Source organism: Pseudomonas saliphila, assembly GCF_008638345.1.
Lineage (GTDB): Bacteria > Pseudomonadota > Gammaproteobacteria > Pseudomonadales > Pseudomonadaceae > Halopseudomonas > Halopseudomonas saliphila.
In genome coordinates this window covers 113,189-139,664 of sequence record NZ_VTVA01000009.1, presented here as the reverse complement: position 1 = coordinate 139,664, position 26,476 = coordinate 113,189, and the positions used below count along the sequence as shown (strand labels likewise).

22 protein-coding genes are annotated in these 26,476 nt (G+C 60.1%); 9 read left to right on the top strand and 13 right to left on the bottom strand.

Annotation, left to right across the window (positions count from 1 at the left end; translation table 11 throughout):
- Positions 1-27 precede the first annotated feature (27 nt).
- The 8 genes from FHK95_RS11825 to FHK95_RS11790 form a co-directional block, all read right to left on the bottom strand.
- Positions 28-1,191, bottom strand: coding sequence for an iron-containing alcohol dehydrogenase (locus FHK95_RS11825; RefSeq protein ID WP_150304830.1), 1,164 nt, complete (start codon positions 1,189-1,191; stop codon positions 28-30).
- A 121-nt stretch (positions 1,192-1,312) separates the two neighbouring features.
- A complete protein-coding gene (locus tag FHK95_RS11820; protein ID WP_150304829.1) occupies positions 1,313-1,663 on the bottom strand; it encodes a hypothetical protein in 351 nt (116 codons plus the stop codon).
- A 281-nt stretch (positions 1,664-1,944) separates the two neighbouring features.
- On the bottom strand, positions 1,945-3,852 hold the full coding sequence (locus FHK95_RS11815; protein WP_150304828.1) for a beta-ketoacyl synthase: 1,908 nt from the start codon (positions 3,850-3,852) through the stop codon (positions 1,945-1,947).
- Positions 3,853-4,369: 517 nt separating this feature from the next.
- Positions 4,370-5,701 carry an aspartate aminotransferase family protein gene (locus FHK95_RS11810; protein WP_408003618.1) on the bottom strand — a complete coding sequence of 444 codons (1,332 nt, stop codon included), beginning with the start codon at positions 5,699-5,701 and terminating at the stop codon, positions 4,370-4,372.
- Positions 5,702-6,111: 410 nt separating this feature from the next.
- Entirely contained in the window at positions 6,112-8,211 is a 2,100-nt protein-coding gene (locus tag FHK95_RS11805; protein WP_150304826.1) for a TonB-dependent receptor family protein, read from the bottom strand.
- A 14-nt stretch (positions 8,212-8,225) separates the two neighbouring features.
- Complete coding sequence (locus tag FHK95_RS11800) at positions 8,226-9,485, bottom strand: osmoprotectant NAGGN system M42 family peptidase (RefSeq protein ID WP_150304825.1); 1,260 nt, start codon at positions 9,483-9,485, stop codon at positions 8,226-8,228.
- Positions 9,486-9,518: 33 nt separating this feature from the next.
- Positions 9,519-11,270, bottom strand: a complete 1,752-nt coding sequence (ngg, locus tag FHK95_RS11795) for an N-acetylglutaminylglutamine synthetase (protein WP_150304824.1) — start codon at positions 11,268-11,270, stop codon at positions 9,519-9,521.
- Between the two features lie 106 nt (positions 11,271-11,376).
- Entirely contained in the window at positions 11,377-13,149 is a 1,773-nt protein-coding gene (locus FHK95_RS11790) for an N-acetylglutaminylglutamine amidotransferase (RefSeq protein WP_150304823.1), read from the bottom strand.
- 264 nt (positions 13,150-13,413) lie between these two features.
- Between FHK95_RS11790 and FHK95_RS11785 the strand changes: the two genes are divergently transcribed.
- A complete protein-coding gene (locus FHK95_RS11785; RefSeq protein ID WP_150304822.1) occupies positions 13,414-13,881 on the top strand; it encodes a MarR family winged helix-turn-helix transcriptional regulator in 468 nt (155 codons plus the stop codon).
- Between the two features lie 79 nt (positions 13,882-13,960).
- Here FHK95_RS11785 and FHK95_RS11780 read toward each other — a convergent pair whose 3' ends face one another.
- From FHK95_RS11780 to FHK95_RS11765, 4 genes are all read right to left on the bottom strand, one after another.
- Positions 13,961-14,818 (bottom strand): EthD domain-containing protein, encoded by an 858-nt coding sequence (locus FHK95_RS11780; protein WP_150304821.1) that lies wholly within the window; start codon positions 14,816-14,818, stop codon positions 13,961-13,963.
- 36 nt (positions 14,819-14,854) lie between these two features.
- Complete coding sequence (locus FHK95_RS11775) at positions 14,855-15,649, bottom strand: SDR family oxidoreductase (protein ID WP_150304820.1); 795 nt, start codon at positions 15,647-15,649, stop codon at positions 14,855-14,857.
- Between the two features lie 111 nt (positions 15,650-15,760).
- The gene (locus tag FHK95_RS11770) at positions 15,761-16,174 is read right to left on the bottom strand and encodes an ester cyclase (protein ID WP_150304819.1); all 414 of its coding nucleotides are present in this window, start codon (positions 16,172-16,174) and stop codon (positions 15,761-15,763) included.
- A gap of 176 nt (positions 16,175-16,350) precedes the next feature.
- The gene (locus FHK95_RS11765) at positions 16,351-17,367 is read right to left on the bottom strand and encodes an AraC family transcriptional regulator (RefSeq protein ID WP_150304818.1); all 1,017 of its coding nucleotides are present in this window, start codon (positions 17,365-17,367) and stop codon (positions 16,351-16,353) included.
- A 241-nt stretch (positions 17,368-17,608) separates the two neighbouring features.
- Between FHK95_RS11765 and FHK95_RS11760 the strand changes: the two genes are divergently transcribed.
- The 6 genes from FHK95_RS11760 (at position 17,609) to FHK95_RS11735 (ending at position 23,487) form a co-directional block, all read left to right on the top strand.
- Entirely contained in the window at positions 17,609-18,391 is a 783-nt protein-coding gene (locus FHK95_RS11760) for an SDR family NAD(P)-dependent oxidoreductase (RefSeq protein ID WP_150304817.1), read from the top strand.
- Between the two features lie 47 nt (positions 18,392-18,438).
- Complete coding sequence (locus tag FHK95_RS11755) at positions 18,439-19,644, top strand: acetyl-CoA C-acetyltransferase (RefSeq protein ID WP_150304816.1); 1,206 nt, start codon at positions 18,439-18,441, stop codon at positions 19,642-19,644.
- A gap of 11 nt (positions 19,645-19,655) precedes the next feature.
- Positions 19,656-21,053 (top strand): enoyl-CoA hydratase-related protein, encoded by a 1,398-nt coding sequence (locus FHK95_RS11750; RefSeq protein WP_178114777.1) that lies wholly within the window; start codon positions 19,656-19,658, stop codon positions 21,051-21,053.
- A gap of 67 nt (positions 21,054-21,120) precedes the next feature.
- Entirely contained in the window at positions 21,121-21,438 is a 318-nt protein-coding gene (locus tag FHK95_RS11745) for a 2Fe-2S iron-sulfur cluster-binding protein (protein WP_150304814.1), read from the top strand.
- A 40-nt stretch (positions 21,439-21,478) separates the two neighbouring features.
- Positions 21,479-22,717 (top strand): NAD(P)/FAD-dependent oxidoreductase, encoded by a 1,239-nt coding sequence (locus tag FHK95_RS11740; RefSeq protein ID WP_150304813.1) that lies wholly within the window; start codon positions 21,479-21,481, stop codon positions 22,715-22,717.
- Positions 22,717-23,487 (top strand): enoyl-CoA hydratase/isomerase family protein, encoded by a 771-nt coding sequence (locus tag FHK95_RS11735; protein WP_150304812.1) that lies wholly within the window; start codon positions 22,717-22,719, stop codon positions 23,485-23,487. Before FHK95_RS11740 ends, FHK95_RS11735 begins: the two co-directional genes overlap by 1 nt.
- Positions 23,488-23,548: 61 nt before the next feature.
- Here the strand turns inward: FHK95_RS11735 and FHK95_RS11730 are convergent, their stop codons facing one another.
- A complete protein-coding gene (locus tag FHK95_RS11730; protein WP_178114776.1) occupies positions 23,549-23,986 on the bottom strand; it encodes a nuclear transport factor 2 family protein in 438 nt (145 codons plus the stop codon).
- Between the two features lie 284 nt (positions 23,987-24,270).
- Here FHK95_RS11730 and FHK95_RS11725 point away from each other — a divergent pair, with 284 nt between their 5' ends.
- Together FHK95_RS11725 and FHK95_RS11720 are read left to right on the top strand one after the other, a co-directional pair.
- The gene (locus FHK95_RS11725; protein WP_235906770.1) at positions 24,271-25,734 is read left to right on the top strand and encodes an FAD-binding oxidoreductase; all 1,464 of its coding nucleotides are present in this window, start codon (positions 24,271-24,273) and stop codon (positions 25,732-25,734) included.
- Complete coding sequence (locus FHK95_RS11720; protein ID WP_150304810.1) at positions 25,731-26,471, top strand: glutathione S-transferase family protein; 741 nt, start codon at positions 25,731-25,733, stop codon at positions 26,469-26,471. The genes FHK95_RS11725 and FHK95_RS11720 overlap by 4 nt, the downstream gene beginning before the upstream one ends.
- Positions 26,472-26,476: the final 5 nt, after the last annotated feature.

Genomic DNA, 26,476 nt, shown 5'->3' with positions numbered 1-26,476 from the left:
GTCGGCGGCCCTGTAGATCAATATGTATCAATAGGCTTTCTGGTAGATGGCCAGGGCGTCGGCTTCGCTCAGCTCGCGGGGGTTATTGATCAGCAAACGCTGCTGAAGCATCGCGTCGCGGGCGAGTATGGGCAAACTGTCCTCTGGTACCCCGGCATCGCGCAAACGGCTAGGCAAGCCATTGTCCGGGCTGAGTCTGGACAGTGCAGCCACCAGCTGTGCGGTCAGGCTCGCATCGTCGCCGGGCTCCAGCTTATCGCCCACGACAATAGGAGCCAGCTCGGCGTAGAGCGGCGCGGCGTGGGAGGCGTTGTATTCGATCACCGCCGGTAGCACCAGGGCATTGGACAGGCCATGCGGGATATGAAAATGCCCGCCCAGCGGATAGGCCAGCGCGTGCACGGCTGCAACCGGCGCATTGGCAAAGGCCTGACCCGCGAGCAGGGCGCCGAGCAACATGGCCTGACGAGCTTCACGGTTCTGTCCGTTATGCACGGCCTCGCTCAGGTTGGCCGAGAGCAGGCGTAGGGCTTCCCGGGCGAGCATGTCAGACAGCGGGTTCTTCTTGACCTTGCTGGTGTAGGCCTCGATGGCATGCACCATGGCATCGATGCCGGTGGCGGCGGTGACGGCGGGTGGAAGGCCGAGCGTGAGGTCTGCATCGAGTACGGCCAGATCAGGCAACAGCAATGGCGAGACCACGCCCATCTTGGTGGTTTCACCAGTGGTGATGATCGCGATCTGGGTGACTTCCGAACCGGTTCCCGCCGTGGTGGGGACCTGGATCAGTGGCAAACGCCGACCCCGCGCGTTGCCCACGCCATAGATATCAGACAACTGCTGCTTGCACTCGGGGTGCCCCAGCAGCGCGACCAGCTTGGCTACATCCATGGAACTGCCGCCGCCGAAGCCGACCACCAGCTCGGCCTGCATGGCTCGGGCCTGTTCCACTGCAGCCAGGACCACCGCTTCCGGCGGGTCAGCCGCCACCGCATCGAATATCTGGTACTCGATGCCGCCTTGCGCAAAGCCGGGAAAAATATCGTCGAGCAAGCCTAGCTGGATGATGCCGGGATCGGTCACTATCAGCACGCGGTGGACCTCGCGCTCATGGCAGAGGTCGGCCAGGCGCTGGGCAGAGCCGGGTTCGCAAAGGATTTGTGCAGTGGTGGCGAAGCTGAAGGGCGACATGCTGACCTCGGTTCAGTTGAGACAGATAGCTGAACTGTACGGTGTCTGGGGTGGCAGCATCAAGGCAGGATATTGTGACAGGCGCGACGCCGCTGGAATGCCAGCGGCGCCTAGGTAGTGCTTACAACGGCGTCTGGCTGCTATCGGTTCCGACCTGGCGGGTATGTTCATTGCGTGGCTTGGTCAGGAAATACGCGACCAGTGCAAAGGCGCCGGCGGCAATAGCCAGGGTGACCACAGGATGCTGCTTGACCATCTGACCGGCCTGTTGCAGCGAGTGGGAGGCGCGATTGCCGTGATCGCCAAGATGCATGTCATGCATGGTGTGGCGCGCACGTTTCTGCAGCATGTTGAGGCCGTGGCTGGACTCCTTGGAGGCGTCTTTGTAAAAACGGCGGGCAACCGAACCCAGGTGGTGCGCTTCTTTTTCGGCTTCTTTACGGGCAGCTGATACTTGCTTACTGAATGACATATGTATGCTCCTTTGACCTGAATGCTCACGAAACCCTGATAGCGACCGGGCAGACCATGCGACATGACATCTCGCGTTAATACTCACTTACCTACGCATACTGCGCTTTTACTTCAGTTGCGTCTGGCCTGACTTCGCTCGTTGCGTTTTCAGAGGTTTCAACGGTTCCAAGTTATGGACTACAACTCAAGGGAAAGGTGCGGTAAGGATTGCGGATGAATCTGTTTTGGCAGGGGCCAGGTGCGTGTTTGATTCTGCACTTGCCCCTGCTTCGGGGAGCTTTAGTCGAGCATGTCGCTGAAACGGTCATCCTTGCGAAACACCAGCGGCTGGCTAAAGCCCGGCACTGTCATCTGCTCGGTTGAGATCTCGATCTGCCGGTCATCGATCATGTCCTGGCCAAACTTGTAGATCACCTCCAGCTGACCTTTCGTGGCGCGCTGGTCGTAGGCCTGCGCGGCGGCACGGACAGCTTCACGGCGATCAGCATACTCGGCGAAACGCTCTTCACCGTGGCGCTTGCGGAGCATCCGCTCGACCACCTGTGGGGCCAGCACCACCGCGCTCGCATTGTTGCCGCCGAAGCCTTTGGAATTGATAAAGCAGACCTCAAGCGGGTCCTGTGTGCGATCGACATCATGGGTGCTGATGCGCAGCTGCTGCTGATGCACGTCATCCGCGACTTCATCAATGGTCTTGATGCCGGGGATGATCTGATATTTGAAGGTGCCCAACGCCGAAGCCAGTTGGTCGCCGCTGGCGCTGGCCAGCGAATGGCCGACAAAGGCCTTCACCGCGGCCACCGGCCAGTCGGCAATGCCGAAGGCACCGGCGACGCGGTCCAGCAGTTCTGACTCGGTTACCCGGTTGGCCGGTGTGCTGGAGCCATGCGCATGCACGAAGCTGCGCTGCCGCACGCTGTCTTCACCGAGAATCTGCATGGCGCTGTGCACACATTTGGCCATGGTCAGATAATTACCGGGTCCGGGTGCGGAGATCGATTTCTTGTAGCCGTCGGCGCTGACGAATACATCCGGCACTGCGCCGTGGATATCGGCGCCCAGCTCCATCGCCAGCTCGTCATCCATCAGCAGGAAAAACTGACTGGATTCGGCCAGCGTAAAGCCGCAATTCTGTCCGAAGGGCCGACTGGCGCGGCGGAAGTCGACGTCGGCCTTGCCTTCGATATTGCGCAGACCTTCCTCGGTGCCCAGCGCGCCCATGGCGCCGTAACCTTCGATGCATTCCTGGGTGATCGGCGCCTCGCTGCTGCCGACCAGTGCCACCCGGGCCCGGCCGCTGGTGATCATCTCAGTGGCTTTCTGCAGGTTGTACAGGAAGCTGGCGCAGGCACCGGTGATGGCGCCGGTAGTGCCGACGCTACCGAGGATATAGGCGTTGATGAAATCGGCCGGCATGCTGTTCAGGCCCAGTGCAAGTTGCTTGGCACTGACCCGGTTGCCCTTGAGTCGCGACTGCATCATGCCGCCGAAACTGAATTCGTCGAGCTGGCTCATGATGCTGCTGGCGAACACGGCCACTTCGTCTGGCTGTATGCGCTGGGTGATGTCGTCCCAGGCGATACCACTGGAGCGCAGGGCGTCGGTGGCGGCAACGATGGTCATCTGCAGGCCGCGGGGGTGAAAGCGTGAGGTGTATTGCTCGCCGGGCTCAAAGCCACTGGGCAGTTGTCCGGCGGACTTCACCGCCAGCGCGCGATAACTGTCGACCTTGAGGTCACAGCCGTCGTACATGGTGACCAGCACTTCAGCGGCGTTCAGCGGCTCGACCACCCAGTCGGAGGGCAGAGGTTCGGGCAACTGCTTGGCCAGGGTGATGAAGGAGAAGGGTTTGCCGGCCTCGCCGGTCACCGTCAGATTCTTGTGCCAGTGCGCCGCATCGACGTCCAGATGACGTTTCTCGACGCGGCGCACCAGGGTGCCGTCGAGAATCTGATCGCCGAAACGCTGTTCAATGTCCTGAAGGCTCAGCGGCTGGTCGTCATCGTCGAGGTAGCTATCGCCTTCCACGCGTACCAGTTTCATGAGCACGGCGAGCCCGGCCAGCATCTGCTGTCGGTCGGCCGGACTCAGGGATTCGATGATGGTGCGGCGAAAGCCGTGATGGAACGAGCTACGGCCAGCGGCGTTGTATCCACCGAACCCGACAATGACTGGTAAACGCGACATCTCGCAGGACTCCTCGCTGTACCCCGGCGCCTGTTCGCCATGCTTGGCGATCAGGCTGAATTGAATGGTCGGTCGCCGGGCGCTAGACCCGGTCTGGCCACTCATCCTGAAGCATTTTACGAGAACCAGTATTTCAGTCAGGAATCGCGCTCGGCACACTCATGGCAATCCGTAAGCGCTTTCGCGAGCGCGGTCTGCCAGGTGACTCCAACGGGTCTCATCAGACTGTTGCGTGGTTGGTTCTCGAAGCCTCTTAACAATCCAGGGAAAATTATGGTCTTGAATGCATTGGTTGACGAGGAATGTAACCCGTCAGTCACGTTTAGACCATGGTGTGCCCGCAAGAAAGAGGTGATCGCGGCAGCGATACCATGACTGGTGAGTTATCGAGTGGGGGCAATCTGCAGCGGAGATTGTGGCGGATGGGGTCGCATCGGGGTTTGTTTAAGCCCGAATCCCCCTAGCCCCCTTTTTCAAAGGGGGGACTGGTCGAGGTGGCGACTCCGCTATTTGCGGCTTAGGGCGTACGCCGGATTACCTTTGCCAGCGTTTCGACAATACGGTCGATATGGGTTTTTTCGAGAATCAGGGGCGGCGACAGGGCGATGATGTCGCCGGTGCAGCGCACCATCAGTCCGTCCCAGAAGCATTCTTCGAATACCTCGTAACCGCGCGCGCCGGGAGCGCCGTCGCGGCTGGCCAGATGCACCGCGCCCACCAGGCCCGCATTGCGGATATCAATCACGTGGTGCAGATCCTTCAGGCTGTGCAATGCCTCCTGCCAGTAAATTTCCAGCTGCTGCGCGCGGGTCAGCAGGCCGTCGCTGGCGTAGATATCCAGGGTCGCCAAGGCGGCAGCCGCGGCGACCGGATGACCGGAATAGGTGTAGCCGTGGAACAGCTCGATAACGCTCTCCGAGCCCTGCATGAATACATCCTGAATCTGCTCGCTGACCAATACCGCGCCCATCGGAATCGCACCGTTGGTCAGCCCCTTGGCGGTGGTGATGATATCCGGCGTTACCTCCCAGCGCTGCGCTGCGAAAGGTTCGCCCAGGCGGCCAAAGCCGGTAATGACTTCATCAAAAATCAGCAGAATGTCGTGTTTGCTGGTGATCTCGCGCAGGCGTTTGAGATAGCCCTGCGGCGGCAGGATGACGCCGGCGGATCCGGCCATGGGCTCGACAATTACGGCGGCGATATTTTCGCCGCCATGCAGGGCGATAATGCGCTCCAGATCGTCTGCCAGTTCCATGCCCTGTTTAGGCAGGCCCCGGGTGAAGGCGTTGCGCTTGATATCCAGCGTGTGCGGCAGGTGATCGACGCCGGGCAGCAAGGCGCCAAAGGCTCGGCGGTTGTTAACCAGACCGCCGACCGAAATGCCGCCAAAGCCCACGCCGTGATAGCCCAGTTCACGGCCGATCAGACGGGTTCGGTTGCCCTGGCCGCGGCCTCGTTGATAGGCCAGGGCAATCTTCAGCGCAGTGTCCACCGATTCCGAACCCGAGTTGGTAAAAAATACGCGGTTGAGCCCCGCCGGAGCAATGTCCACCAGCCGTTCAGCCAGCTGGAAGGCCAGCGGATGCCCCATCTGGAAGGAGGGTGCGTAATCCAGCTTGCCGATCTGCTTGCTGACTGCCTCGGTGATTTCCTGGCGGCCGTGTCCGGCGTTGCAGCACCACAGCCCGGCGGTGCCGTCCAGCACTTCACGCCCTTGAACATCGGTATAGAACATGCCCTGAGCGCTCTCGAGCAAACGCGGCCGCGCCTTGAACTGACGGTTGGCCGTAAAGGGCATCCAGTACGGATCAAGACTGAGATCCTGCGCGGCATCGATGGGTGGCTGCATGCTGTTCATGGGGTGGCTCCTGGCGCGGACCGGCGATGACGATGACGGATAGATTCGGACCGAGTCTATGTAAAAAATAGCAAACAAAGAAGCCTCCCCAGAGCTAAATTTCAGGCCGAATGGGAGGACTTGTTTAATATATTGAAAGTTAGCCGGCACGCTCATACGCAGCGAGGGTAATCGGCTGTTCGGGCTCGCGAGGTGGGAGCGGGTTTACCGGGGAGTTCGAGCACCAGCTCGTACCCTAGGCGTCGCCGTCAGGCACGCTGCCCGAAATAAAAGCCGGCGCTACGGAGAGCGACGAGTTCTTCCTCGATCAGCGTCGTCGCCAGCTAACGCTGGCCAGGATGGAACCGGGCCTTCCACAGATCGTGCCATCGGGACTAAATGCACCGATGCTCACGTTCAGCTTATCGCCACTGATATTGCAGCCCCAGCCCCACCAGCCATTGGCGGTCCGGCGCTGGCTCATAGAAGCGATTGCCTGCGCCATTGATGATCAGCGAGCCGATGTACTCCTTGTCACCGAGATTGTCGATCCGCGCGAAGGGCTCCAGAGCCAGTTGACCGATCTCGTGCCGGTAACTGGCGCGCCAGTTGAATGCGGCGTAACCCGCTGCCTGGGCGCTGTTGTCGTCCGTGGCGTAGCGTTGGCTCAGGCTCTGCGCCTCCAGTGCGGTGGTGAAGCCGGTCCCCGGCGGCTGCCAGCTGAGCTCGGCGAACAGGCTGTGTTCCGGCACGCCCGGCAATTGCCGACCTGATAGGTCTTCCCCGTCACTGTTGCGATAGCGATCGAAGGTGCCATCCAGATAACTGTAGGCGAGGTAGGCCCCGACGCCGTGGGCGAACTGCTGATCGATCGACAGCTCCAGCCCGCGGCGGGTCGAGCGGCCGGCGTTGGCATAGGTCAAACGGCCGGTGTCCAGCTGGTCGGGGCCGGTGACGATCTCATCCTTGACCCGGCTTTCAAACAGCGCAACGTTGACCTGAGTGTTTTCCCTGCGCAGCTTGAGGCCGATTTCTGCGTTGCGTGACAGGCTCGGTTCCAGTCCGAAATTCAGGCCGCTGCCTTCGGGCAGGTAGGCGAGCTCCTGGAAGGTCGGCGTTTCAAAACCCTGGCCGAGTGCGGCATATAAACTGACTGACTCGGTCCACTGGTAGCTGACGCCCAGGGCCGGATTGGTCTGGTTGTAGCGCACGCTGCCGCTGTCGTTCTGGCCGTCGAACAGGAAGTCATCATCCGAATCGAATTCGATGCGGCTGTGCCGCACCCCGGCGGTCAGGCTCCAGCGCGGATCCAGCTGCCAGGTGCTGATGAGATAGGCTTCCTGGCCGTCGACCCGATTGAATTCATCGCGCTTGAGTGCGCCTTTGACGCCAGTGTTATTAACGAAGCCCTTGCGGCCTTCGCCCTGATAGTCGTAGGTCAGGCCAGCGGCCAGCTCCACGGGCAGACCGAACAGCTCGGTGTCGCGCTGCCAGCCGAGTTCGCCACCACCGAAACGGCGATCCAGTTCAATCACGCCGCCACTTCCGGGCTGCAATACTCCATTTCGAATGGAATCGTCACCGGGGAATGCCAGGTATTGCTGCACGTCGCGCTCGCCGCCATAGATCATCACCGTGATCTCATCGTCGTTGCTCAGACGTCGCTGGTAGTTCAAACCTGCCTGGTTGTGCGTGACCGACTTGCGGGTATTGAACCTATAAGCGCCCGGCACCGCCTGGCGGCGATCCTCCCGCAAGGCGTCTGCAGTCAGCCCCAGCGGGTCTTCAGTGTCCGGCTGGTCGAGCATGTTGACCAGCAACGTCAGGCTGGAAGCATCGTCGATATCCCAGCCCAGTCGCAGATTGGCCAGGTCGCGGCGGGTATCGCTGTGATCGCGATAGCCGTCAGTTTCCAATCGCGAGACATTGGCGCTGACATTCAGATCGCCATGCTGCCCGCCATAGCGCAATCGCGAGCGGCGCAGCCCGTCCGGACCGAAGGCGGTCCGGGTGTCCAGGGTCGGATAGAAGGGTGCCTCGCCGGTGAAGCCCTGAATGATTCCGCCGGATGCGTTGCCGTACAGCGTAGTCAGCGGACCGCGCAGTACTTCAATGCGCTGCAGGCTGTCCAGATCGAACAAGGCTGGCTGGCCCTGGCCGTCCGGCATGGTCAGCGGAATACCATCCTGCACCAGGCGCACACCGCGCACGCCAAAGGCTGCACGGGCGCCGAACCCGCGGGAGGATATCTGCAGGTCCTGGGCGTAGTTCTGCCGATTGAGGGCAACGATGCCCGGCACGCGCTGCAGTGACTCCGAAATATTCGCACCGAGACTCTGGGGGCTGATCTGATCGCCAGCGAGGGTGTCACGCGCTAGTGGTAGCCGCACCTCTTCGTTGCCGCGTTCGCTGCCCAGCACCACTTGGGCGGGCAGACTCAGTTGTCGCTCCTGTGCCAGCAGATTAGGTGTCAGAACAGCGAGGGTCAGCCCGCCAAGGACCAGCGTAGGGAGTTTGTGCATGGGCAGCGGTTCGCTCACGTATTGTTGTTATCGGGGTTGCCGTTGGTGCCGGTCAGGCGCTTTTTCTCGTCCCACTCCGGTATGTCGCCGTCCATGCTCTTGTGCGCGAATACGCGCTCCAGCGGCGGCAATTGCGTGTCGTTGCTCGACATGGTTTCTGGATTGAGCTGGCGCTGGAAGTTTTCCCGGGGCGCATCGTCGCGCTCATCGTTCTCGAAAACCGGCGGGCTGAACGCATAGGCGGTGAGCAGCCGGGTCACGGCTTCGAGACTGTCGCGATGGGTGCGCTCATAGCCGTGGGTGGCATCGGTGCCAAAGGCAATCAGCGCGGTGCGGGTGTCGTTGCCTGAGCGTATCGCTGACTCGGCATCGCTGTGGTAATAGCGGAACACGTCGCGGCGCACTGGTATCTCGTCGCGCTGGCACAGGCTGAGCAGGTGGCGTGACAGGTGGTAATCGTAGGGCCCGCCGGAATCCTGCATGCATAACGACACAGCATGCTCGGTACTGCTCTGCCCGGGAGCGGAGGGCGCAATATCCACGCCGACGAATTCGCTGACATCCCAGGGCAGTGCTCCGGCGGAACCGGTTCCGGTTTCCTCGGTAATGGTGAAGATGGGGTGCAGATCCATCGGCAGCTGTTCGCCGCTCTCGACTATCTGCTTGATGGTGGTGAGCAGCGCAGCGGCGCCGGCCTTGTTGTCCAGATGCCGAGCACTGATGTAACCGCTATCGGAAAACTCCGGGAGTGGATCGAAGGCAACAAAGTCGCCTATGTTGACCCCTAGCGCCTCGGTCTCGGCGCGACTGGTGGTGACGGCATCGATGCGCAGCTCGATGTGGTCCCAACTGACCGGCAGGGTATCGACCTCCTCGTTGAAGGTATGACCGGAGGCCATAAGCGGCAGCACGCTGCCGCGCAGGCAACCATGGTCGCCGAACAGGCTGACCCGGCTGCCCTCGGCGAAGCGGCTCGACCAGTGACCGATCGGCGCCAGTTCCAGCCGACCGTTGGCTTTGATGCTGCGCACCATGGCGCCGATGGTGTCCAGATGCGCTGCAATAGCGCGGTCCGGGCTGTTCTGCCGACCCTTGATGGTGGCGCGAATGGTGCCGCGCCGGGTCAGTTCATGGGGCACGCCCATGGCGTCCAGGTGCTCCGACACATAACGCACGATGCCGTCGGTGAAACCGGTCGGGCAGGGGATGGCCAACATCTCCAGCAGGGTGCCTTTGAGAAAGCCCATGTCCGGGCCGTAGTGCTTATAGGGCATAAAATCTCCGTTCGCGGGCTGTCGCTTCTCGCATCAAGGATGCGCCCGACTCAGCGGAAACAGCAAGTCGATGAAGCGCTCGGCGGTGGGCTGGGGCTCGTGGTTTGCCAGCCCCGGCCGCTCGTTGGCTTCGATGATCACGTAGTCGGACTGATCTACCGCAGGCACCAGAAAATCCAGACCTACGACGGGGATCTCCAGCGCTTCAGCGGCGTTCACCGCTGCCTGCCGGAGGTCCGGGTGCAACTTGTCGGTCACATCCAGCAGTATGCCGCCGGTATGCAGGTTGGCGGTACGGCGGACAAACAGCTGCTGGCCGGCCGGCAACACGTCGTCCAGCGTATAGCCTTGAGACTCCACCGTACGCCGCGTCTCCGCATCCAGCGGAATCTGGCTTTCGCCATCAGTGGCCGCCTGGCGCCGACGGCTTTGTTTTTCAATCAGCCGTGAGATAGGGCTGTTGCCATCGCCGCATATTTCCGCAGGCTTGCGGATTGCCGCCGCCACGACTTCATAGTTGATTACCAGCACCCGCAAGTCCTCGCCTGGGTGATAGCTCTCGAGGAGTACCTCGGCGTCATACTGCCGCGCTTCGGTAATGGCTTCTTCCAGCGCCGCGTTATCGCGGATATTCACCGCAACGCCGTGTCCCTGCTCGCCATTATTGGGCTTCACCGCAAGTGCTTGGTGTTCGGCAAGAAAGGCCGCGTTGCGCCCGGGCTCACTCGCCAGCTGAAACTGCGGGGTGCGCAGCTGATGGCGCTGCAGGGTGCGGTGGGTGAGTGTCTTATCCTGACACAAGGTCATGCTCACGGCGCTGGTGACGTCGCTGAGTGATTCGCGGCAGCGAATGCGGCGTGCGCCGTGGGTCAGCACAAACAGCCCGGCGGGCGCATCTTCGATCAGTACTTCGATACCGCGCTGGCGGGCTTCACGGGTAATGATGCGGGCGTAGGGGTTGAGCTCCTTGTCGGTTTCCGGACCGATGAACAGCGGCTGGTTGAAGCTGTTCTTGCGCTTGATGGCGAAGGTCTGCAGTTTGCGGAAGCCCAGTTTGCGATACAGCGTCTTGGCCTGCTGATTGTCATGCATCACCGACAGATCGAGATAATGACATCCGCGGCTCATGGAGTACTCGACCAGGTGACGCACCAGCGCTTCGCCGATCCCCAGGCGCATGCTCTGGCTGTCCGCCGCCAGGCACCAGAGGCTGGAGCCTTTTTCCGGGTCACCAAAGGCCTTTTCGTGATTCAGACCCATGACCGTGCCGATAATCTCGCCGGTATCTTCATCTTCGGCCAGCCAGTAGGTAGGCCCGCCGTCCTCGCGGGCGGTAATGCGCTGCGGGTCCACCCGCACCATTCCCGCCGCGGCATACAGCGTATTGATGGCGGCCCAGTCCTCGGGTTTCTGCGGCCGACGGATCTGAAATCCGTGTGGGCTCTGATGCGCGGGACGGTAATCACTGAACCACAGGCGCAGGGTGTCGGATGGATCGAGAAACAGGTGCTGCGGCGCATAAGACAGCACCACCTGCGGATCCGCCACGTACAGGGCGATGTCGCGTTCACCGGGGCGCTCCTCCAGCAGGGTATTGGCCAACAGTTCGTAATCGGAGAAGGTCTGACCTACCAGCAAACGTCCCCAGCCGCACTGGATAGTCACAGGTTCCGTACGCCCTTCATCCAGCCCACCCTGTTGGGCCTGTCCTGCGCGCATGCTCTCGTACGTCGGAGCCTGGCCACGCCGCAGTCGGTGCTGGTCGGGATGCACATGCTTGGTCATTCGAGCGTTATCCTCTTCTGGCCCACTAACATTCTTCGGGCAATTGGGTGATATCCGGCGTTTGCAGCCGATGCTTTCCCTGTCCAATCCTGACCGTCACAGCGGATCAGAGTTCGTGCGCCTCCAGCCAGAGTCCGAGCACGGCGAGTTGCCACAGTTTCGAACCACGCAGTGGCGTGATGTGGCTCTTCGGATCATCCAGCAGCGTATCGACGTACGCCGGGTTGAACAGCCCACGCTCGCGGGCGCGCTGGCTGGTGAGCGCCTCGCGTACCCAATCCAGGGTGCCGCCTTCCAGATATTTGAGTCCCGGTACCGGGAAATAACCCTTGGGGCGATCAATCACCGCAGCGGGAATGACCTTGCGCGAGGCTTCCTTCAGTACGTACTTGCCTTCGTCCGGCAGCTTGTACTTACCGGGAATGCGCGCTGCCAGCTCGACGACTTCGTGGTCGAGGAAGGGCACGCGTGCTTCGAGGCCCCAGGCCATGGTCATGTTGTCGACGCGCTTGACTGGGTCATCCACCAGCATCACCGAGGTATCCAGACGCATGGCCTTGTCCAGGCCGCTGGTCGCGCCGGGCTGGGCAAAGTGGTCGCGAATGAAGTCGCCGGCGTAATCGTGTTTCGCCCAGGCGGGTTGCACCGTGCGGCGGTACTCCGCGAAGTCACGGTCCATAAACGCCTGCTGATAGGCTGCCAGCGGATCGTCTGCCTCGTCGACCTTGGGATACCAGTGATAGCCGGCAAAGATTTCGTCTGCGCCCTGACCGCTCTGCACCACCTTGCAGTGCTTGGACACTTCCCGCGACAACAGATAGAAGGCGATACAGTCGTGGCTGACCATCGGCTCGTTCATCGCGCGGAAGGCATTGGGCAACTCGGTGAGGATCTCCTGCTCGGGGATCATCAGTTGATGGTGGTCAGTCGCAAAATGCTCGGCGATCAGGTCCGAGTACTTGAACTCGTTACCGGCTTCGCCGTTCACGTCAGCGAAGCCAATCGAGAAGGTCTGCAGCTTGTCCGCGCCCGCTTCGCGCAGCAGCCCTACCAGCAGGCTGGAATCCACCCCACCCGACAGCAACACGCCGACGTCGACCGCCGCCAGATTGCGGCGTTTGACCGAGGCGCGCAGGCTGTCGAGGACGCGGTCCTGCCAGTCATCAAAGGTTAGCTCCTGCTCCTCGGGGCGCGCGCCATATCGCACAGTCCACCAGCACTCCTGCTGCTGGCTCCCGTCCGCCTCGATGCGCAACCAGTGCGCCGGTGGCAGTTTCTCGACCCCCGCCAGCATGGTGCGCGGCGCAGGCACTACGGCATGGAACGACAGGTAATGATTCAGCGCGACCGGATCGATTGCGGTATCCACGCCGCCGCCCTGCAGCAAGGCGGGCAGGCTGGAGGCAAAGCGCAGGCGTTCGTTGGTGCGATTGATGTACAGCGGCTTGATGCCCAGGCGGTCGCGGGCGAGAAACAGGCGCTGCGCGTCGCGCTCCCAGATGGCAAAGGCAAACATGCCGTTCATGCGCGGCAACAGTTGTTCACCCCAGGCGTGATAGCCCTTGAGCACGACCTCGGTATCGCCGCCCGAATGGAAGCGGTAGCCCATAGATTCCAGCTCGGCGCGCAGTTGCGGGTAATTGTAGATGGCGCCATTGAAGACCATCGACAATCCCAGTTCAGCGTCGGCCATGGGCTGACCCGAAGCGGCGTGCAAATCCATGATCTTCAGGCGGCGGTGACCGAATCCGACCGGGCCCTGGGACCACAGGCCGGCACTGTCCGGGCCGCGTTTGATCATGTGATGAGTGATTTTGTCCAGGGCACCCATATCAGCGGGCAACCCGTCAAAGCGAAGTTCTCCAGCTATTCCACACATAGTCTTGTCCGTTGGAAAGAAATTTGGCCAAAAGCGCTTTCTCGGGTGTTTTTGGCTATGTGATCGCCGATTTAAACAAGCAACTACTTTGAAGTCAAAATACTAATGTTGTAGCATTCTTGCCTTCGATGCGCTGATAGCGCCTTTCCATGGGGTTTCTGGTTATATCCCTGCATCTGAAAAAGCTTATCTAGTTATTACTGTAATATTTAGGGTTTATGGCAAAATACTGCCTTCGTTCGACGTGCCGCCGGAGTTAGACACATGCACATGATGCACGACCTTTATCTTTCCCTTAGACGGCTGCAACGAGCCAGTGAGATTCATGCAAAACGTTTGGGCCGACACAGCGGACTGACGCCCATTCAGCTGCTGATCCTGCATAGCATCAAGGCTATGGGTGAGGGCACCCTGGGCCAGCTGGCAAAGCAGGTCAGCGTGTCCCAGGCAACACTCAGTACTATCATTGACCGCCTCGAGAACCGAGAGTTGCTTCACCGCATTCGCAGTCAGCGCGACAAGCGCAAGGTACACCTGGCCCTGACTGAAAAAGGCCTGGCCGCGATCCAGGCGGAACCTGCACTCTTGCCAAGCCAGTTTCTGGAGCGTTTCGGTCAGTTGGCTGATTGGGAACAACTGATGCTGCTGGCCAGCCTGCAACGGGTAGCCGGCCTGCTGGAGGCGGACCAGAATGGGACCGCCGCCTGGTTTGAGAGTGAAACAGTGGCGTGATTCCTCGCAGGCAAGAATTCACTATCTGCCTGCGTTTCGTGCCAGCGCTATGTTGCTGACATAGCGAGAATACGCTGTGTCAGCAGCGTGGTTTCGGTTTGCTATCCGTCGACACGCCGTACAGCAATTCAAGCAGTCTGTTCTCGTACTGATTTGCCGCCCCTACCGCCTCAATTGTCTGCAAAACATCCAGCCCCCTCAAGCCGAGATGAGTGGGGCGGCCGTCCTGAACCATCGGGTAGGCAGCGTTTACCGGATATAATTGCAGTCGACCCGGCGCCAGCGGAAGCTCTTCCAGGGATTGGCCTATGCTTTCGGGTATGCGATCACCGACGCCTGTCACCTGCAACACAACGTCGAAGTTATTGTGATCGGAAGGCTGGTTGTTGACTCCGGGTGTTTCCCAATGAGCGGCGTCGCTTATGCGAAGCGGAAACAATCGCAGTCGAATTATGTCCTGATCACCACATAAAGCGGGGATGACCTTTAGCCGCAGGGCCTCCATCAGGCTGGACGGGTCCGATCCGCTGCATCGTTGCAGCAGTAGAAAATAGTGCTTTTCTTCTTGCTGTGCGTTCGGCAGATGTCCGAGCCATAGATTGTCGGCGCCTGATTGAAGGTTATATAGCAGCGAACTCTGGAACAGATTGGTCTCGTCTTGTCTGATCATCCCTGCAACCTCGCTACTGGCTAGTCCGGCACGCTCGTTTTCGCTGACGAAATCGACAATGGCGATGCCCTGCAGATCGGTTTCCGGAGCGCCATGGTCAGACGGCCGTAGTTTCAGCGGTGCTTGCAGATGGAACTGAACATAGGAAGAGAATCCGGGGATGCGCGTCGCCAGCATCCCGTGCACGTCACGCCAGTATTTGGTGAACAGTGCGTCTGGCATGCCGTTTTTTTTGCTCAACAGAGCAATAGTGGTCACTGTGGCCATTGTCCAGGTCCTTTTTTATAGTTGTGAATGGTTGTTTCAGGGGGCGCTGAGCAGGCCGCCATCGAGCGCGGTGACCGAGCCGGTCAGATAGGCTCCAGCTCTCGAGGCTAGAAAAATCACCATGCCGCCCACGTCCTCAGCGCTACCAAAGCGTCCCGCAGGAATCTGTGCCAGCATGCTTTCTCTAAGGTTGGGTACTGCGTCAAAAAAACCGGAGGTCATATCGCTGGGGAAGTATCCCGGCGCGATGGCATTCACGTTTATGTTACGGCTGCGCATGTCGGACGCGAGCATGCGAGTCAGTTGGTGTATCGCTGCCTTGCTGCAGCCATAGGCATAGGCGCCGCCGTTACTCTGCGGCATCAGTCCTCCGATCGAGCCGAGATTGATGATTCGGGCCGGTTCGGCATCGCTGCCAGCTGCCTCCAATAGCGGCAACAACGCCTGAACCAACATGAAGGGGGCTCGCAAATTGAGGCCCATCACCTGATCCCAGCTGTCGTTGCTTGTATCCCCTAGGGGCGCCGCATTGAAGGTGCCAGCATTATTTATCAGAATATCCAGTCGCGGACACAGTTTGCTCAGCTCTGCCGATACGGCCTGAATGCCTTGCGGTTGCGACAGATCATGCTGCAGGAAGATCAGCGGGGCATCGGATCCGAGTTCTGCAGCCAGATCTTCTGCAGCCGCTTGGCTGCGTCCGGTCATAAAGACCGTACAGCCTGCACGGATCAACGTGCGGGTTATCATCGCACCAATACCTTTGGCGCCACCGGTGACCAGGGCAGTCTTGCCAGTCAGGGAGAACAATTCCTCATATATGCTTGGCATCTTCGCTTGATTCCTTCGGCATCAGATCAAAATGTAGTACCTGTTCAGCCTGACCAGAGCGCACATCGGTTGGCTGGTGTTTAGGCTCCAGTCGAGGCGGTCACGGATGAACTACGGAATGGCTCCCAGTTGACGCAGTACCGGTACTGCATCCCAGATGCTCCGTTCCAGGGTGATTTTGCCGTTCTCATCCCAGGCCATCACAGTCACGCCGCGGGTCTTCGTCGTCTTGCCGGCAGCGGCAACGCCGAGGAAATCGCCGGCATGCTTGGTTTCCCAAGTCCATTGAAAAGACCCGAGGTGCTCGTCACCGACATATTCGAAAACATCGAAGTGGTTGTAGGACTTGCTTGGATCCTCAATCAGAAATCCCGAGTGAAACTCTCGCAGGGCATTCAGGTCGTCGAATATATGCACGCCCAGGTTGACGTCCTCGAATTCAAACTTGTTGGCATAAAGTGTCATTAGTTCGTCGTTGTTGCCGGCGAACAGACCTATCCAGTACTGCGACCATTGGAGGTTCATAGTTGTCTCCTGATTTTTATTGGGAGTTAAGAGTGGTTAGACCGTAGCGGGGCAAGCTGGCGTTCACGATGGCTTGCCGGGCCAGACCCGGGCTCAACGCGACAATATGCCGATATGTGGTCGGCATATTGTCGCGTGACCGAGCAAGGGCTGACAAAAACCGGGCTGTGCGGCTTTCAGTGGTCCGGGTGGGGGTGCGGCCCGGTGTGTTGCGCCAGGCTGGGACGGTGCCCCGTCCAGCGTTTGAAAGCGCGAGAGAAAGTGCTGGCATCGGAAAAACCGAGCATGAATGACACGGTCTGTACAGTACAGTCCGGACGCTGCAAGTACTCGTATGCGAGTTCTTCACGCAGGTGGTCGAGCACTTCCTGGAAGGTCGTGCCTTCTTCTTTCAAGCGTCGCAGCAGGGTGCGTTCGGTCATGTTTAGCAGCTGCGCCGTAGTACGCCGTGATACTTCGCTCTCTTCGGACAGCTGCAGTACCAGGCACTCTCGTACTTTTCGGGCAAAGCGCTCGGACAGTTGAGCCAGCTGGGTGGCGGCCATACTGTCAAGGGTGGCGGCCAAATGCTCATCAGCGGAAAGCATGGGCAAAAGCATGTCGTCCGGACTGTAAATGATGCAGTCCTCCTGCTGTTCGAACAGCACGGGACATTTCATCAGACGCAGATATTCCTGCGGATCTTCGGGGCGCTGACGCATGAGGCGCACCTCCATCGGGGCGACGTCTTCCCCTACGATCCAGTTATTGAAACAGACCAGCCCCGCCACGACTGTATCCATTGTTTCAGGCAATACGGGCATATCTCCCGTGTCAAAGGCGAAATTCAGCTTCAGCGAATCCTCGGTTTCCGTTAATCCTATAGTGGCGGAGCTGGAGATCAGCTTGGCATAGCGAGCAAAGCGGTGAATGGCATCGCCTAGGGTTGCGCTGCAGCTCATGGCATGGCCAACCACATGAAACGACGAAGGGCGGATCTGAGTCGCGACTTTCAAGCCGAAGTTCGGATCTCCGGTTTCCTTCACCGCAGTGCGCCACAGGCGACTGATCATTTCCTGCCAATAGCGGCTGTTGGCATCCTTGAGGATGCTGGGATCCATCCCTACCTTGCGAAAAATTTCTGTATGTGACAGTCCGTAGGCATCCAGAGTACGTGCAATGGCGAGAACCCAGCCAGAGTGTCCGGATTTCATGCTTATCTCCTCACTGGATCATGGGCTTGGCCCAAGGTAGCGCTTTATATTTATCGTATGTAACTGTCGCAGATTAAGACACAACCGCTGCAGCTGGCAAATACAGAGTTACGCAGTTAATGGCGTGAAAAGTTAACTTCTGGCACCTAAGGTCAAGGGTTCCTCCAGCGGAATCAACACAATGGACCCAATGACAAAAACAATCTGGCCGGGAAAGCCCCTCATGGCCGCTGGAGGAAATATGAAGTTGAATACAGAAGTTGCTGCGGTTGTAACCGGTGGTGCCTCGGGACTAGGTGAGGCAGTAGCGCGCCGGCTGTCGGCCGATGGGGTCAAGGTGGCCATTTTTGATATGAACACCGAGCGTGGCGAGGCTGTGGCCGCAGAAATCGGCGGGGTTTTCTGCGCAGTGGATGTACAGTCCGACGAGTCGGTAGCAAGCGGCTTTGAGCGCGCTCGAGGGGCGCACGGCCAGGAACGCATTCTGGTCAATTGCGCCGGTATCTCCAAAGGCATCAAGACTGCCGGTCGTGATCGAAAAACCGGCGAGATCAAGATGTTCCCCAGCACCGCATTCGATCAGGTCATTCAGATCAATCTGGTTGGTAGCTTCCGCTGTTTGGCCCATTCGGCGGCCGGCATGCTTACGCTGGACCCGCTCGAGCATGGCGAGCGCGGAGCGATTATCAATACCGCCAGTATCGCTGCGCAGGATGGACAGGTCGGCCAATCCGCTTACGCGGCATCCAAGGCGGGTGTGGTCGGCATGACCCTGCCGATTGCCCGTGACTTCATGGGAGATGGCATCCGAGTCAATACCATTCTTCCGGGTTTGTTTGCCACGCCGATGATGGCGGGACTGCCGGAGAATGTTCGGGAGTCCCTGGCTGGCACCGTGCCCTTCCCGCAGCGTCTTGGCGATCCCCAGGAATACGCCGAAACGGCCCGGTTTCTCATCACCAATAGCTACATGAATGGCGAGTCGGTACGCCTGGATGGAGCACTGCGCCTGGCGCCACGTTGAACAATAGCTGCTGGTCCCTGACGACAAGAATATAGCCCGGAGGAAGAATGAGTTCAGCCTACATTTTTGATGCCGTCCGCACGCCCAGAGGGCGCGGTCGGCCAAACGGCTCGCTACATGAGGTGACGTCTCTAAGCCTTGCTAGCCAAGTTCTGCAGGCCATCCGCGATCGGAATCAGCTCGATACCTCGCTGGTAGATGATGTGATTCTTGGGTGCGTCATGCCCGTAGGTGAGCAGGGCAGCGATATAGCGCGCATTGCCGCGCTGGTTGCCGGCTACGACCAGCGCGTTCCTGGCGTACAGATCAATCGTTTCTGCGCCTCGGGGCTCGAAGCCTGCAACATGGCCGCTGGCAAGGTTGCCAGCGGTGAAGCTCGCTTTGTTGTCGCCGGAGGCGTCGAATCCATGTCCCGGGTGGCGCTTGGCGCGGATGGCGGGGCGATGTTGGTCGACCCCGCGTTTGCTTTTGATCATTACTATGCGCCGCAAGGCATCGGAGCCGATCTCATTGCCACATTGCATGGCTTCAGCCGCGAAGATGTGGACAGCTACGCGGTGCAGAGCCAGCAGCGCGCAGCTCGTTCTTGGGCCGAAGGGCGCTTCGATCGTTCCATTGTGCCGGTACGAGACCAGGCCGGGCTGGTCCTGCTCGACCGCGACGAGCACATGCGCCCGCAGACCACCCTGGATTCCCTCGCCAACCTGGCGCCGGCTTTTGTGGGTCAGGGCGAATCAGGCTATGACCAGGCTGCCCTGGCTCGCTATCCGCAAGCCGGCAAGATCAACCATGTCCACCACGGTGGTAACTCCTCCGGCGTGGTGGACGGCGCCGCAGCTGTGCTGATCGGCTCGCGTGAAGCCGGCGAGTCCCTCGGACTCAAGCCCCGCGCCCGAATCATTGGTATGGCTTCGATCGGCTCCGAACCCACCATCATGCTCACCGGCCCGGCGCTGGTAACGCGCAAGGTACTCCAGAAGCTTGGCATGACCTTAAGCGATATCGACCTGTTTGAACTGAATGAAGCCTTCGCCTCTGTGGTGCTGCGCTATCAGCAGGAGCTGGACCTTGATTCGGCCCGGCTTAACGTGAATGGTGGGTCCATCGCCATGGGTCATCCGCTCGGGGCAACCGGGGCCATGATTCTGGGTACCGCGCTGGATGAGCTGGAACGCAGTGACAAACAGACCGCATTGATCAATTTGTGCGTGGGCGCTGGCATGGGCACAGCCACTGTCATAGAGCGGGTATGAGGAGGCGGACGATGAAGAATTTCTCAGTCAGAGCCGATAGTGATGGGGTAGCGGTCGTCACCTTCGATGTGCCGGAGAAAGGCATGAACGTTATCAGCGATGAGGTCCAGCGCGAGTTTGACGAGGTGTTGGCCGTGCTGCGCGACTCGTCGGACGTACGGGGCGCGGTGATCATGTCCGGCAAACCGGGCGGGTTCTGTGCCGGCGCTGACCTGCCGGAACTGCTCGACAATATTGATAGCTGGTGTGCGCTCGACGGCGAGCAGGAATTGGCCCGCGGCATCGCAGAAAGTGGCAGCTGGTCCCGGCGGCTGCGGGAGCTGGAAACCTGTGGCAAACCGGTGGCGGCGGTCATCCATGGCGTAACCGTCGGCGGCGGTCTGGAGCTGGCATTGGCCTGTCATTATCGCGTAGCCATTGCCGACTCCAAGCTGCGCATGGCGCTTCCGGAAGTAGGCGTCGGACTGTTGCCAGGCGGCGGCGCCACCCAGCGTCTGCCACGCTTGGTCGGCATCAAGACCGCTGCACCCTGGTTGCTGGATGGAGAGCTGATCTCCCTCGAAGATGCCATGGCGGGCAGCATAGTGCATGCCGTGATGTCCGCAGACACCGCACTGGAGGATGCGCGCCGCTGGGTGTTGGCAAACCCCGAAGCACAGGCGCCCTGGGACGAAAAAGGCTATCGATTGCCGGGCGGCGGTCCGCATTCAGCCGAAGGGTATCGTCACTTCGCGCCGATGATCGCGGCGCGGCATACCGGGTTTGGCGCTGAACATCCGTCCGTTGGCAATATCCTCAAATGCATTTACGAAGGTTCACAAGTGCCGATTGATGCGGGCCTGCGTATTGAGGCGCGCTATTTCTTCAATACCTTGCGCAGGCCTCAGGCCAAGGCGATGGCGCGCACCTTCTTCATTGCCCGTCAGGCATTGAACAAGCGCAAGGAGAGAGAAGATCTGGAAAGCTACCTGGGCGTGCTGCAGCAGGTCTCCGAGCAGGAGCAACAGGTATTGTTGGAGGAAGGCTATTCGAGTGTTCTGGTAGCCAATCTGTGCCGGGTGACGTCAGTGGGCACCGGGAGTCCGGCAGCTGTGCCGGCGGTCGAGACCAGGGGCGTTGATCTGGAAACCATCGATCTGCTCAAGCGAAGGCTGTTGTATGTCCAGGCACTGGCCGCGGCCCGCTGCCTGGACGCCGGGATCGTGGTTGATCCGCTGGAGGCTGACCTGGGTGCGATCGAGGCTGGCTTTCCGTCCTGGACCGGCGGACCGTTGGGGTATATCGAAATCGAGGGTTTCGAAGCCTTCATCGCCCAGGCGCAACACTTTGAACGTGAGCATGGCGCCCGGTATGCCGTCCCGCCAGGATTGCCTCGCAGGCTTGAATCTGGGCAGGGTTTATATAACTGATTCAGTTGGTTCGCCCACCAGGGCGGGCCGTTTTCAATTGTCCGGGAACTAGAGAGAGAAAAATAATATGAGCACTCTTATTGTCGAAAACCGTGCGGGCCAGCGGGTTAGCCTGCCGGCTCAACCGTCTCTGACGCTGATGGACATCATGCGTACCAACGGTGTGGAAGACATCCTTGCCCTGTGCGGCGGCACCTGTTCCTGCGCGACCTGCCACGTCATCGTGGAGGATGAATTTGCTGAACGGGTAGGCCCGGCCAGCGAAGATGAGATGGATCTCCTGGAATATTCCGACCATCGCACTTCGAGTTCGCGATTGGCCTGCCAGGTGGTTTTCAGCGAAGAACTGGACGGTCTCTGCGTAAGGATAGCCCCCGAGGATTGACCTGCCCCGCCGGCGGATTCCGAAACACAGGAGAGCAATAATGCAAACATTTGACGTGATAATTGTGGGTGCCGGGCATGCCGGAGCGCAGGCGGCAAGCCTGCTGAGGCAGCGGGGTTTCACCGGAACCGTCGCCATGGTCGGGAACGAGCCGGAGCTGCCCTATGAGCGCCCGCCGCTGTCCAAGGAATACTTGTCTGGTGAGAAGCCCTTCGAGCGCTTGCTGCTGCGCCCGGCGGAATTCTGGCGAACCCATGAAATCGAAATGCTCACCGGTTTGCACATTGAGGCAGTGGATACTGAGGGTCACCAACTGCGGGCCGAATCGGGTGAACGCTTTGGCTATGGCGCCCTGATATGGGCCGCCGGTGGCGCGCCGCGGCGGCTAGCCTGCCAGGGTCACGATCTGGCGGGCATACATTATGTGCGCACTCGAGCCGATGTCGACGCCATGCGCGCCGAACTCGGCGACACCGATACCGTGGTCGTCATCGGCGGGGGTTATATAGGCCTCGAGGCGGCGGCAGTACTCAATAACCTGGGCAAATCGGTGACCGTGGTGGAAGCCCAGGACCGCGTACTGGCGCGGGTCGCCGGTGAACCCCTGTCACGCTTTTACGAAGGTGAACATCGAGCCCGCGGGGTCGATGTACGCTTGAACTGCAGCGTGGATCAGATCGTCGGAGAAAACGGCCAAGTCAGCGGTGTGAAGCTGCAGGACGGAGCCGTGCTGCCGGCGCAGTTGGTAGTGGTGGGTATCGGGATTCTCCCTGCAATTACGCCATTAGCCAATGGCGGGGCGGCGATCGAGACGGGGGGCGTTCTGGTGGATGAATTCTGCCGCAGCAGCGTGCCCGACGTCTTCGCCATCGGCGATTGCGCGACCCACCACAACCCCTTCTGCTCAACAGGCGCCCCTATCCGTTTGGAGTCGGTGCAGAACGCCAATGATCAGGCCAAGGTCGTGGCGGATTATCTGACGGGCAACCCTCAGCCCTATGTTGCATTGCCCTGGTTCTGGTCCGATCAATACGACCTCAAGCTGCAGACCGTAGGCCTGTCGGTAGGGTATGACCAGACGGTCATGCGCGGAGACCCGGCGGCGCGCAGTTTTTCCGTGGTGTATCTGAAGGACGGACGGGTGCTGGCGCTGGACAGTGTCAATCTGGTGAAGGACTTCGTGCAGGGTAAGGCGCTGGTGAAGGCCGGGGCGATACCGGACCTTGAAGCGCTTGCCGACGCCTCCATCCCGCTCAAGTCGCTGGCGGTACCTGCGTGATGTCAATTGAGCTGAGCATCGCCGAGGGTGTGGCCTGGGTAGAGTTCAATCGCCCCCAGGCGCTGAACGCGATCAACGTGGAACTGGCGTCGCGCCTGCTGGAGATTTGCCAGGAACTGAAAGCGCGGGCTGATGTGCGGGTGATAGTGCTGGCTGGCGCCGGCCGCGCGTTCATGGCCGGTGGGGATCTGGCGGCGTTCCGCGACTCGCCGGAGCCTGCCGAGCTGGCTTCGGCGATCATCCAGCCGCTGAATCAGGCGCTGGCGATGCTGGCACAAATGCCGCAGATCGTGCTGGGCAGTGTTCACGGCGCGGTATCCGGCGCTGGCATGAGTCTGGCGCTGGGTTGCGATATGTCCTTGGCCGCAGAGGATACACGCTTCTGTCTGGCCTACAGCGCCATCGCCGCGAGCCTTGATGGTGGTGGATCCTGGTATTTGCCACGCCAGGTCGGACTGCAGAGATCCATGCGGCTGGCGCTGCTTAACGAGCCGTTGACCGCCGAGCAGGCTTTGAATCTGGGTCTGGTTGCCGAGATAGTACCGGCAGAGCAGCTGCGGCAGCGCACCGAAAGCCTGGCGCGGCAACTGGCTGGCGGCCCGGCGGGGGCAAATGCTGCGATTAAACGGCTGCTGCGCCAGTCTGGAGAACGAACCCTGGAGGAGCAGCTGGAGAATGAACGTCTGGCCTTTGTCGAATGCGCCGCCAGTGAGGACTTTCACGAGGGCATAACTGCGTTTTTCGCGCGGCGCAAGCCGGTATACAACTGACAGCAGTCAGCCCGACGGGCTGACTGCGAATAACCGGTAAGCCTGGCGCGTACCGGTTATGTCAGACGGAGCCTTTCAACGGCGCACCGATATCGCCGTCAAGATGCTGGATGTGCAGGCTACGCTTTTCGATCGCCCAGCCTGTGTCGCTGCGAACCAGCAAATCCCGATATTCGCCCCATAGCGTCATGATGCGCGGATCCTTCGCCTGCTGAGCGGCATGGGTGGCCTGCACATAACATTTTGCCTGCGCCTGATCGCCGTCGACGCTGATCCGGATATTGCCGATCAGGTGCTGGGTGGGTCCACAGGACTCGATGAAAGCCCGAGCTACCTCGACGATTGCCTGACGCCCGTAAAACACTCCCAGACTGCCGTAGTCCACCTGCGCGTCGGCAATAAAAACCCGCGCCAGAGCGTCCCAATCCCGTTCATCCAGAGCGCAGCCGTACTGAATGAGAAGGGCGCTGATGTCCTGATGATCCTGCCATGTCTGCATGTCGTTCTCCGCGAGTCGATTCGGTGTGTCAGTGGTTATAGGCGCGCCTGCACAAGGCCGACCATTGCTCTGCGCGACACCAACCAGCCTTTCGTGCCACTCGCCGAGCCCAGCGCTGGCGCGGCTTCCAGGGAATCTGCTTTTTGGCACGAAATGCTGTTTGTGCCCACGGGTTGCCATCGCTGGCACCGGCCCTTTTGTCAAGAATCAGTTCAACGGCCTCCCATTGCTACTGCACCGCTGCAGTCCGGGAGCGATAAAAATTGATAAAAGAGCCAGAGTCGATGAAAGCAACCCACCTGACTACGGAACAGCTTCCAGATGCGGCCCGACGGGCCGGAGCTGGCCATGCCGAGATGGATCCACAACTGTTATCCGCGCTGCGCAGCCTGGTTGACGAGGCGGGTCTGCTTCTCGGCGAGGATGTCCGTTCGCGCCATCCCGGCGTGTTCATGTCCCGGATCGAAGCGGACGTAATTGTTCGTCCGACTACGGTTGAGCAGGTCTCGCAGATCCTCGCCTTGTGTAATGAATACGCCCAGCCAGTTGTGGTGCAGGGCGGTATGTCTGGCTGGGTGAGGGCTACCCAGACCAGACCGGGGGATCTGGCGCTGTCGCTGGAGCGTATGAATCAGATCGAATCGGTCGACCTGGCCAATCGCACGGCAGTTGTACAGGCCGGTGTGGTGCTGGAAACGCTGCAGGATCATCTGCAGCAGTTCGGTCTGATCTTTCCTCTGGATCTTGGTGGCCGCGGCTCCTGCCAGTTGGGCGGCAATGCGGCGACCAACGCAGGCGGCGTGCGGGTGATCCGCTATGGAATGATGCGTGAGCAGGTGCTGGGGATCGAAGCCGTGCTGGCCGACGGCCGGGTGGTGTCTTCGCTCAACCATATGATCAAGAACAATACCGGCTACGACCTCAAGCAGCTGTTCATTGGCAGTGAAGGCACTCTCGGCGTGATTACCCGTCTGGTTCTGCGCCTGCGTGAACAGCCATCCAGCAGCAATACGGCGATGGTCTGTGCTAGCAGTTTCGATCAAATAGCGCGGCTGTTAAGACATATGGACGGCGCCCTCGGCGGACAGCTGAGCGCCTTCGAATTGCTCGATAACAACTTTTATAGCGTTAACACCGCAGCTGGCCGGCATCAGCCGCCGCTGCCCTCGGACAAACCCTTCTACGCAATCATCGAGTCCCTGGGCTCTGATCAGCAGCACGATGCCGAGATGTTCGCCCGAGCCCTGGAAAAGGGTATCGAGCTGGGCATGATCGATGACGCGGTGATTGCCCAGTCTGAACGGGACAAGCAGGGTATCTGGAATATCCGTGAGGACCTTGAGCACGTCGTTCACGATTTCCAGCCTTTTTATGCCTTCGATATCTCCCTGCCGGTGGGTGACATGGAAGAGTACATGCAGCTGGTAACCGAGCGGCTGCACGGCCAATGGCCGGAGGGCTTGATCGCCTTCTTGGGTCATGTTGGCGACGGCAACCTGCACATCGCCATAGGTGCCGGTCAAGAGCCGGACCGCGAGCAGGTCGAGGCCTGCGTGTACGAGCCGCTAGCCCAGTATGGCGGCTCCGTGTCAGCCGAGCACGGTATCGGCCTGGAGAAGAAACGCTGGTTTCCCATTAGCCGTACTCCCATCGAACGCAGCATCATGCATTCGATGAAGGCCATGCTGGACCCCAAGGGGATCCTCAACCCAGGCAAGGTGCTTGATCTTTCCGAAGGTGCCGCATGATGAACGCCGTTGCGCAGAGCCCCAAGCTGCGCCTGCATGGTTATGCCGTGAGCAACTACTTCAACGTTGCCCACGCTGCCCTGCTGGAAAGCGGAGCGAACTTCGAGATAGTCGAACGCCGAGCCAGCCAGGACGCCGAATTCCTGCGTATCAGCCCTATGGGCAAGATCCCGGTTCTTGAAACGACCCAAGGTTGGATTGCCGAGACCGTGGCGATCCTCGGCTACATCGAGGACTGCTATCCGGGCCTGTCGCCAACTGACCCCTTCCTGCGCGCACGTGAGCGTCAGCTGATCAACCTCGTGCAGGTGTACATCGAATTGCCAATGCGTTCGTTATATCCGGGCGTGTTCATGGGCTCGACCAACACCAGTGCCGCCATCGACGCCGCACGGCAGACGCTGGATCGCTCCACTGCAGCACTGCGCAGCCTGGCGCAACCGCAGCCCTACCTTGCTGGCCGCACAGTCGGCCAGGCAGACCTGTTTACGTTTTATTGCCTGGATCTGGCCGAGCGGGTCAGCCGCCATGTTTATGACCGTTCTCTGTTGCACGAGCTCGGCCTGAATGAGTGGGCGCAGCTGATGACGCAGCGCCAGAGTTCAAAAATTGTGCTGGACGCCTTTGCACAGGCTTTCAGCGCGTACCTGATGGACAAAAAAGCGACTTATTCCGTCCGGTCGTCAGACCAGGACATGAGTCGGCTGCCACCCGAACTCCCATCCGTCAGAGGTTAAGGATC